At 70.3% G+C, this 8713-nt stretch carries 8 protein-coding genes and 1 riboswitch; of the genes, 3 read left to right on the top strand and 5 right to left on the bottom strand.

What is annotated here, in order from left to right; genetic code table 11:
• Together RT309_RS09750 and RT309_RS09755 are read right to left on the bottom strand one after the other, a co-directional pair.
• Positions 1-962: sigma-70 family RNA polymerase sigma factor (locus RT309_RS09750; RefSeq protein ID WP_313356675.1), on the bottom strand; the 962-nt coding region annotated here is incomplete at its 3' end.
• A gap of 213 nt (positions 963-1175) precedes the next feature.
• Entirely contained in the window at positions 1176-2363 is a 1188-nt protein-coding gene (locus RT309_RS09755; RefSeq protein WP_313356676.1) for an amidohydrolase family protein, read from the bottom strand.
• Positions 2364-2506: 143 nt separating this feature from the next.
• Positions 2507-2589: riboswitch (ZMP/ZTP riboswitch) on the top strand.
• Positions 2590-2625: 36 nt separating this feature from the next.
• On the opposite strand from RT309_RS09755, the gene glyA reads away from it, so the two are divergent.
• Together glyA and RT309_RS09765 are read left to right on the top strand one after the other, a co-directional pair.
• Positions 2626-3900 (top strand): serine hydroxymethyltransferase, encoded by a 1275-nt coding sequence (gene glyA, locus RT309_RS09760; protein ID WP_313356677.1) that lies wholly within the window; start codon positions 2626-2628, stop codon positions 3898-3900.
• A 98-nt stretch (positions 3901-3998) separates the two neighbouring features.
• Complete coding sequence (locus RT309_RS09765; protein WP_313356678.1) at positions 3999-4880, top strand: bifunctional methylenetetrahydrofolate dehydrogenase/methenyltetrahydrofolate cyclohydrolase; 882 nt, start codon at positions 3999-4001, stop codon at positions 4878-4880.
• A 21-nt stretch (positions 4881-4901) separates the two neighbouring features.
• On the opposite strand, the gene RT309_RS09770 is transcribed toward RT309_RS09765, so the two are convergent.
• Complete coding sequence (locus tag RT309_RS09770; RefSeq protein ID WP_313356679.1) at positions 4902-5627, bottom strand: DUF6882 domain-containing protein; 726 nt, start codon at positions 5625-5627, stop codon at positions 4902-4904.
• Positions 5628-5728: 101 nt separating this feature from the next.
• Here RT309_RS09770 and RT309_RS09775 point away from each other — a divergent pair, with 101 nt between their 5' ends.
• Positions 5729-7093 (top strand): TIGR00366 family protein, encoded by a 1365-nt coding sequence (locus tag RT309_RS09775; RefSeq protein ID WP_313356680.1) that lies wholly within the window; start codon positions 5729-5731, stop codon positions 7091-7093.
• 26 nt (positions 7094-7119) lie between these two features.
• Here RT309_RS09775 and RT309_RS09780 read toward each other — a convergent pair whose 3' ends face one another.
• On the bottom strand, positions 7120-8349 hold the full coding sequence (locus RT309_RS09780; RefSeq protein WP_313356681.1) for an MFS transporter: 1230 nt from the start codon (positions 8347-8349) through the stop codon (positions 7120-7122).
• A gap of 54 nt (positions 8350-8403) precedes the next feature.
• Positions 8404-8713 (bottom strand): aldolase/citrate lyase family protein (locus tag RT309_RS09785; RefSeq protein WP_313356682.1); only part of this gene is annotated, 310 nt, incomplete at its 5' end.

The raw sequence follows: 8713 nt of genomic DNA on the forward strand, positions 1-8713 counted from the left end.
CCCGCTCCGATGATCGCCCCGATGCCGAGAACGGAACCGGGCGAGCCGACGTGCGCCGCTGTCGCGCCGCCGCCGGGCGCCGTCTCCTCGGATGCCGCGACGGTGCCGCCGATGACGCTGCGCGGCATGGCGGTCGGCGCCGACGGCCGCCGACCGGATCGATCGGAACCGGAGCGGATCGAGGCGAGGTACGCGCTGCCGGCGGTGAGGCCGAGCACCAGCGGAAGCAGCACGAGCGGCAGGTGATCGGCGACGTCCTGCGCCTCCGTCGCCACGATCGTGCAGCGCGCGCACGATTCGAGGTGATCATCGACGCGGCGCTGGGCGCGGGCGCTGAGATTGCCGCGTGCGTGAGCGCCGAGGTTCTCGATCGTCCAGTGGCAGTCGGAGCCCTGGCCGGCGCTGCGCAGATGCGCCTGGAACCAGGCCTCGCGCAGCCCGTCGCGGGCTCGGAAGCTCAGCTGAGCGACGCCACCGGTGCCCATCCCGAGCAGCGGCGCGATGTCGGACGGCGTCATGCGCTCGATCTCGGTGTACCAGAGCACCTCCTGCCAGCGCCCCGGCAGCGAACGGAAGGCCTGCGCGATCAGCCTGCGGTCGAGTGTCTCGTCGGCCGATCCCGCGGCGGGCCCGGAAGTCGAGCCGGTCTCGATCTCGTCGGCGGTCGCATCGTGGTGCCCCGCGGTCCACGCCGCAGCCGTGTTGCGGATGCTCGTGAACAGGTACGCGCGGAACGAGCCGTTGGGTCCGCCGCCCTTGAGAATGGCCTGGTGGATGCGGGAGTAGGCCTCTTCCACGAGGTCGGCCGGGTCGATCGATGCGGACACCGATCGTGCGACCGCCATGCCGGCGGCGTGGTGGCGGCGCCACAGCTCACCGAAGGCTTCGGCATCTCCCGATCTGGTGTGCAGCACGAGGTCGACGTCGGCCACCGCCTGCGTGCTCGTGTCACGGATCGCCATCGTCTGTCCTCCCCCCACCCCGGGAACGGTCCCATAAGAACGGACGCGTGGGTGTCGCCTGGTCACGCGTCCTCGTTCATTCTGACCCCAAACGCGCTCCCAGGCCACCCCTGTGGAGAACCTGCAAGAGCGCTCCCACGGATTTCCGACGTCAATCTGTCGCGACCGCCCAACGAACGCGATCGGCGCTGCGGCCGGGGGAGGCCCCGCTGCTCACCGGCGTGCGGCGTCTCCGACCCAGACGCGCGCCACGTCGTACCGTGCGCTCAGCAGCACGGCATCCGCGACCATTCCCGGGCGCAGCGCACCCAGCGACCCGCCGTGGCCGATCGCTCGCGCGGGCGTGGCGGTGAGCGCCTGCACGGCGTCGCCCACGGGAACCCCCGCCTTCACCGCGCGGCGGAGCGCGATGTCCTGGGTGAGCGTCGACCCGGCGATCGAGCCGGTGCCGTCGGTGCGTGCCATGCCGTCCTTCACTGTGACCTTCACGGCGCCGAGGTCGTAGTGCCCGTCGGCGCTGCCGGCCGCGGCCATGGCATCCGTGATCAGAGCGACACGCCCCGGCGCGATGTCGAACAGCATCTTGATGACCGCCGGCGACAGGTGGAAGTTGTCGGCGATGCCCTCCAGCACGACCCGGTGGTCGGCCGCAGCGGTCAGCACCGGTCCCGGTGCGCGGTGGTGGATGCCGTTCATCGCGTTGAACGCGTGGGTGAGGATCGTCGCCCCGGCGTCGAACGCCTGCTGTGCGATGTCGGCGTCGGCGTCGGTGTGGCCGACGGCCGCTGCAGCTCCTGCGGCGACGACCAGGCGCACGGCCTCGAGCCCGCCGGGCAGCTCGGGGGCGAGCGTCACCTGCCTGACGGTGCCACGGCCCGCCTCGAGCAGTCGGGTCACATCCGACGACTGCGGATGCCGCAGCAGCGACGGCTCATGGGCGCCCTGGTGCCCGGGGTCGAGGAAGGGCCCTTCCAGATGGCTGCCGAGGATGTCGGCGTCGGTCTCGGTGAGGTCAGCGATCGAGGCGACCTGCTCGGCGAGCTCGTCGACCGTGGCCGTGACGAGCGAGATCACCGCGCGCGTCGTGCCGTGGCTGCGATGCATGGCTCTTCCGCGACGGATCGCCTCGATGCCGTCGTCGTAGGCGACGCCAGCCCCGCCGTGTCCGTGGATGTCGATGAAGCCGGGGGTGAGGACGGCATCCGCCCCCGCGACGGCGGTCGCGTCGATCACGTCGTCGGCGGGCGCCCAGTCGTCGCCGGTGCCGCGTGCCGCGACCCGGCCCTGCTCGAAGCGCACCCAGCCGTCGTCGGTGATGCTGCCGTCGCCGTCGACGATCCGCGCGGAGTGCACCACCCGCGAGCCGCGGAAGTCGGTGGTGATCGCGTGCTCCAGGGTCATCGTCTGCTCCAGAATCTGTCGGGTGCCCGGCCGCCGGTGTGGCGGATGCCCGGGAAGGACCATGAATCGAATGTATCCCGGTCGGGGAATGTGACGCGGCAGACGCCGATGCGCTCGGGACCGGCGAGGTCGATCCGCTAAGCTTCTTGCGTCGCGACTGGCGTCTGGGTGGGTCACCACCGGGGAGCGGCCTCATAGCAATCGACCGCGCGCCTGGGCCGATGAGGAACACCCCTAATTCCCGTGTGAACAGGAGACCGTCATGACCGACCGCTACTTCAACGCCCCGCTCGCCGAGGTCGACCCCGAGATCGCCGAGGTCCTCGATCGCGAGCTGAAGCGCCAGCAGACCTTCCTCGAGATGATCGCGTCCGAGAACTTCGTGCCGGTGTCGGTGCTGCAGTCGCAGGGGTCGGTGCTCACGAACAAGTACGCCGAGGGCTACCCGGGTCGTCGCTACTACGGCGGCTGCGAAGAGGTCGACGTGGCTGAAGAGCTGGCCATCGCGCGCGCTAAGGAGCTCTTCGGCGCGGAGTTCGCCAACGTGCAGCCGCACTCCGGCGCCACCGCGAACGCCGCCGTGCTGCACGCGATCGCCCGCCCCGGCGACACGCTGCTCGGTCTCTCGCTCGACCAGGGCGGCCACCTGACCCACGGCATGAAGATCAACTTCTCGGGCCGGCTGTACGACATCGTCGCCTACGGTGTGAACCCCGAGACCTCGATGATCGACATGGACGAGGTGCGCCGCCTCGCCCTCGAGCACAAGCCGAAGGTCATCATCGCCGGCTGGTCGGCCTACCCGCGCACCCTCGACTTCGCGGCATTCCGCGCGATCGCCGACGAGGTCGGCGCCCTGCTCTGGGTCGACATGGCGCACTTCGCCGGTCTCGTCGCCGCCGGCCTGCACCCCAACCCGGTGCCGCACGCGCACGTCGTGTCGTCGACCGTGCACAAGACCATCGGCGGACCCCGCTCGGGCTTCATCCTCACCAACGACGCCGACATCGCGAAGAAGATCAACTCGGCCGTGTTCCCCGGCCAGCAGGGCGGCCCGCTCATGCACGTGATCGCCGCCAAGGCGACCGCGTTCAAGATCGCCGGCACCCCGGAGTTCAAGGAGCGTCAGGAGCGCGTGCTGCGCGGTGCGGCGATCATCGCCGAACGCCTCTCGCAGCAGGACGTTAAGGACGCCGGCATCGCGGTGCGCTCGGGCGGCACCGACGTGCACCTCGTGCTCGTCGACCTGCGTGACGCCGAGATCGACGGCAAGCAGGCCGAGGACCTGCTGCACGAGATCCACATCACCGTGAACCGCAACGCGGTGCCCGACGACCCGCGCCCGCCGATGATCACCTCGGGCCTGCGCATCGGCACCCCCGCGCTCGCGACCCGCGGCTTCGGCGACGCCGAGTTCACCCAGGTCGCCGACGTGATCGCCCTGGCGCTGCAGCCCGGCGCCGACGTCGAGGCGCTGCGCGCCCGCGTCGACGCCCTCGCCGGTGCTTTCCCGCTGTACCCCGACCTGCAGCAGTAAGCCGCACGAACACGCGTGAGAAACCACTTCGCGCGTGAGACGCCCGCTGCGACGTGGTGTCTCACGCGCACTGTGGTTTCTCGATGAAGGGAGCGGTCATGACCGCGAAGATCCTCGACGGGAAGGCGGCCGCCGCCGCCATAAGGGCCGAGCTGACCGAGCGCGTGGCGGCGCTGCGCGAGCGGGGCGTCGTGCCCGGCATCGCGACGGTGCTCGTCGGCGCCGACCCGGCTTCGCAGCTGTATGTCGGCATGAAGCACAAGCAGTCCTCCGGCATCGGGATGAACTCGATCCAGCGCGAGCTGCCGGCGGATGCCACGCAGGCCGTGGTCGAGGCGCTGATCGACGAGCTCAACGCCGACGACAGCTGCCACGGGTACATCGTGCAGCTGCCGCTGCCGAAGCATCTCGACACCGACGCGATCCTCGAGCGCATCGACCCGGCGAAGGATGCCGACGGCCTGCACCCGACCAACCTCGGACGGCTCGTGCTCAACGTCAACGGACCGATCCACACCCCGCTGCCGTGCACCCCGCGCGGCGTGATCGAGCTGCTGCTGCGCAACGACTACGACCTGGGCGGCAAGCACGTGGTCGTCGTCGGACGCGGCGTGACGATCGGACGCCCGATGGGGCTGCTGCTCACCCGTCGCGCGATCAACGCCACGGTCACGCAGGTGCACACCGGAACGCCCGACATGTCGCCGTACCTCCGCCAGGCCGACGTGATCGTCGCCGGTGCGGGGGTCAAGCATCTCATCAGGGCGGAGGATGTGAAGCCGGGCGCCGCCGTGCTCGACGTCGGCGTCACCCGCGAGGACGACCCCGAGACGGGCAGGTCGAAGGTCTACGGCGACGTGCACCCCGACGTCGCCGAGATCGCCGGCTTCCTCTCACCGAACCCGGGCGGCGTCGGCCCGATGACCGTCGCGCTGCTCATGACGAACGTCGTCGAGGCCGCAGAGCGCGCCGCCGGCTGACCCGGCGACGCGGGGTCAGGGTCAGGCGGTCGCCGCGAGACGACCGCGGATGCCGCTGATCCGCGCGTACTCATCGAAGTCGAAGGTCGCCGTTCCCGTGCCATCCGTCACCTCGGCCGCCGAGAACGCATCGTCGGCCCACTCCAGCCGCCACCCGGCGAGACGGGCGAGATCCCACACCGACGACCGCGGGTCGCTCAGCTCGAGATCACCCATCACACGGGGGAGCGCGGCGAGAGCCGCGGCGACAGTGAGCGGCGGCAGCGGCACATCGAGCAGCAGCACCGCTCTGGACCCGCCACCGAACGGCGCGGAGTAATACGGCGAGCGGCCCGTGATCTCGACCGCGGCCCCGCCGACGGCGTGCGCGACGTCGGCGATCCACGCATCGACGTCTTCGCCGACGTCGTCGGGGAACGGCACCTCGCCCCGGGTGAGCTCGGCGATGCCGTGCTGCTCGCCGTACCCGCGCAGCGCATCGGTGATGCCGCTGCGGTCGCCCTGCGGCAGCGCCCACGACCACATCAGTGTGCGCGGCCCCGGCGCGATCGACACGAGCAGGTGCGGCACCGCCTCGAGGGTGCGCGCGGGCTCGTCGTGCGCGGTGAACGCGAACGTGCCGGCGGAGAGATCGGCATCCCAGCGGTGCTCGCCCAGCGGCTCTGTCGCCGAGGCGAGCTGATCCTGCCGGAGGGCGGTGAACAGGGCGGCGCGGTCGGCCAGCGCGCGAAGCGTCTCGAAGCTCATCGCACCAGTCTGGCGGCGGATGCTATGACCCGCCGAAGCGTCTTCTGCGAGGTGGCTATGGTCGAAGACAAGAGCAATCCCGAAACGAAGGAGTTTCCGCCATGCCCACGACGCAGGCAAGACCCGAGAAGCGCAGCATCATGCGCCCCGTGAACAGGTTCCTCGAGAGGTGGGTGCCCTCGGCGCTGACCTTCGCGATCGTGCTGACGCTGATCGTCGCGGTGCTCGCGATGACGCTCACACAGACCAGTCCGGTCGACGTGGTGAAGGGCTGGGGTGACGGGCTGGCGGGTCTGCTGGCCTTCATGACCCAGATGTGCCTGATCCTGCTGCTGGGGTACATGCTCGCCAACACCCGCCCGGTGCAGAAGCTGCTGCGCGCGCTCGCCCGCGTGCCCGGCAGCGCCGCGATGGCGTACGTCTTCGTGTTCGTCGTCGCCGCGGTGGCAAGTCTGATCACCTGGGGCCTCGGACTGATCGTGGGCACGCTGCTCGCCCGCGAGATCGCCGTGCAGGCGCGTGAGCGGGGCATGAAGGTGCACTTCCCGCTGCTGGTCGCGGCCGGCTACTCGGGCTTCGTCGTCTGGCACATGGGGTACTCGGGTTCGGGCCCGCTGACGGCAGCGACCCCCGGATCGTTCCTGGAGTCGAGCCTCGGCGGAGAGATGATCCCGGTCTCGCAGACGACCTTCTCGACCTGGAACATGCTGGCCGCGCTCGGCGTGATCGTCGTGTGCGGGCTGCTCTTCCTCGTCATCCGGCCGCGCACCGGCGACCCGGTCTACGAGCTCCCGGTGCACGTCGGCTCGGAGGCGGCCGACGAGATCGACGACGAGATCGTGACCCCCGCCGACCGCATCGATGCGTCGCGCATCCTGACGCTCGTGCTGGGACTCGCCCTCGTCGCCTACCTGATCGTGCACTTCGTGCAGGGCGGCACCTTGACGCTCGATGTCGTGAACTGGTCGTTCCTCGCGCTGATCCTGCTGCTGGTGCGCAACCCGTTCGAGCTCATCCATCTCACGAAGCGGGCGGCTTCGAACGTGGGTGAGATCCTGCTGCAGTTCCCGCTGTACGCCGGCATCCTCGGGATCATGGCGAGCTCGGGCCTCATCAAACTGTTCTCGGATGCCTTCGTCTCGATCGCCACGCCGACCACCTTCGGCGTGCTCGCTCTGCTCTCGGCCGGCATCGTGAACTTCTTCGTGCCGTCGGGCGGCGGGCAGTTCGCCGTGCAGGGCCCGATCATGCTCGACGCGGCGAACCAGCTCGGCGTCGACCCGTCGATCGCGATCATGGCGGTGGCGTACGGCGACCAGTGGACGAACATGATCCAGCCGTTCTGGGCGCTGCCGGTGCTCGCCATCGCGGGGCTGAAGATGCGCGACATCCTCGGGTACACGTTCGTGACGCTGCTCGGCTCGGGCGTCGTGATGGCCGCCGCGCTGCTGCTGGTCAGCCTCTGACGCGCCGTGAGGCGGCGGCCGCGGGCTCAGCCCCGCACGGTCGCCGCCTCGCCGCGGCCCATCCGCCACACGCTCGGCACCGCGACCGTCGCCAGCGCGATCGCGGCGTACAGGATGCCCGAGGTGATCAGCACGGTCGTGGGGTCGGCGTGCGTGATCAGCCAGCCGTAGACCAGCGTGCCGATCGGCATGACGACGAAGCTGCCGAGCATGTCGTAGCTCGAGACGCGACTGAGCTTGTCGAGTGGGATGTTCTCCATCATCGCGACGTTCCACCCCGTGCTGAAAACCTCGGCACCGGCGCCGGCCAGGAACGCCGCGATCGCGACGAGCACGACCGCCGGATGCACGCCCAGCATCGTCAGCGGGATCGCGAACAGGCTCATGCCCAGCATCCCGAAGCGCAGCGGCCGCCTCAGCGGGAACCACATCAGCACCAGGGTCATCAGCAGCACGCCGACGCCCTCCGCGCTGACCACCCAGCCCCAGCCCGCGATGCCGAGCCGCTCGTCGTTGTTCGCGATGTAGGGCCCGACGACACCCCATGCGCCGACGTGGATGGCGTTCATGATCATGAACGCGAGCACGACGGCGACCAGCCACGACCGGCTCCAGAACTCCGTCCACCCCTCGCGCAGGTCGGCGAACAGCGAGAAGCCGCCGTCGCCGACCGGCGGCGGCAGCCGCACCAGGGCCAGGATCGGGATGGCGAGCAGCCAGCCCGCCATCTGCACGAGCATCGCCCAGGCGGGCCCGACCGTGGTCACGAGGATCCCGGCGATCACCGGTCCGCCGATCGTGACGGCCGAGCGCACGAACGAGAGCATGGCGTTCGCCTGCTGCAGGTTCTCGGGGCTGGTCAGCTGGGGGATGATGCCCTGCATCGCCGGCATGACGAACGCGGTCGATGCGCCGTTCACCGCCGCGAGCGCGGCGACCGCGGGGATGCTCGCGGTGCCGGTGAACAGCAGCACGGCGATCGTGCCGATCGAGAGGATGTCGAGCACGTAGCAGACCTGGATCACCAGCGCCCGGGGGAGCCGGTCGGCGACCACTCCACCGAACAGCAGGAAGACGACGTTCGCCACGGTGAACGCGGTGAGCACGAGCGACAGGCTGAGCGGATCGTTGTCGATCTCGAGCACGGCGAAGGCGAGGGCGATCGACGACATCGATCCGGTCACCATCGTGATGGCCCTCGCGAGGAAGAACCAGCGGAAGTTGCGGTCGGTTATCGCCGCGAGCCCGCGGCTCACCGGGGTCTCCGCCGATTCTGCATCCGCTCATCCTGACACGCAGGACTGGTCACGTCAGTACGTGTCGGCCTCGCCGTCGCCGGATGCCGGGATGAACCGCGCCGCGAGGGCCTCGGCGCCTCGGGCGAGGATCGTCACGTCGGCGCTCGCCGAGAGGAAGTGCGCGCCCGCGGCGAGGTACGCGTCGGCGCCGGCCGGGTCGAACGCGTTCACGCCGACCTTCTTGCCCGCCGCGGTCACCGTCTCGAACACGCGCTGCACGGCGGCGAGCACGTCGGGGTGCGCCTGCTGACCGGGGAGTCCCATGGAAGCGGCGAGGTCGGCGGGCCCGACGAGCACGCCGTCGACACCGCCGACCGCGGCG

It is taken from the genome of Microbacterium sp. (genome assembly GCF_032084865.1).
GTDB lineage: Bacteria > Actinomycetota > Actinomycetes > Actinomycetales > Microbacteriaceae > Microbacterium.

What these genes read in the sequence shown, in the direction of transcription:
- RT309_RS09755 (WP_313356676.1), bottom strand. Translation starts at nt 2,363, where the DNA reads ATGACCCTGGAGCACGCGATCACCACCGACTTCCGCGGCTCGCGGGTG.
- glyA (WP_313356677.1), top strand. Translation starts at nt 2,626, where the DNA reads ATGACCGACCGCTACTTCAACGCCCCGCTCGCCGAGGTCGACCCCGAG.
- RT309_RS09765 (WP_313356678.1), top strand. Translation starts at nt 3,999, where the DNA reads ATGACCGCGAAGATCCTCGACGGGAAGGCGGCCGCCGCCGCCATAAGG.
- RT309_RS09770 (WP_313356679.1), bottom strand. Translation starts at nt 5,627, where the DNA reads ATGAGCTTCGAGACGCTTCGCGCGCTGGCCGACCGCGCCGCCCTGTTC.
- RT309_RS09775 (WP_313356680.1), top strand. Translation starts at nt 5,729, where the DNA reads ATGCCCACGACGCAGGCAAGACCCGAGAAGCGCAGCATCATGCGCCCC.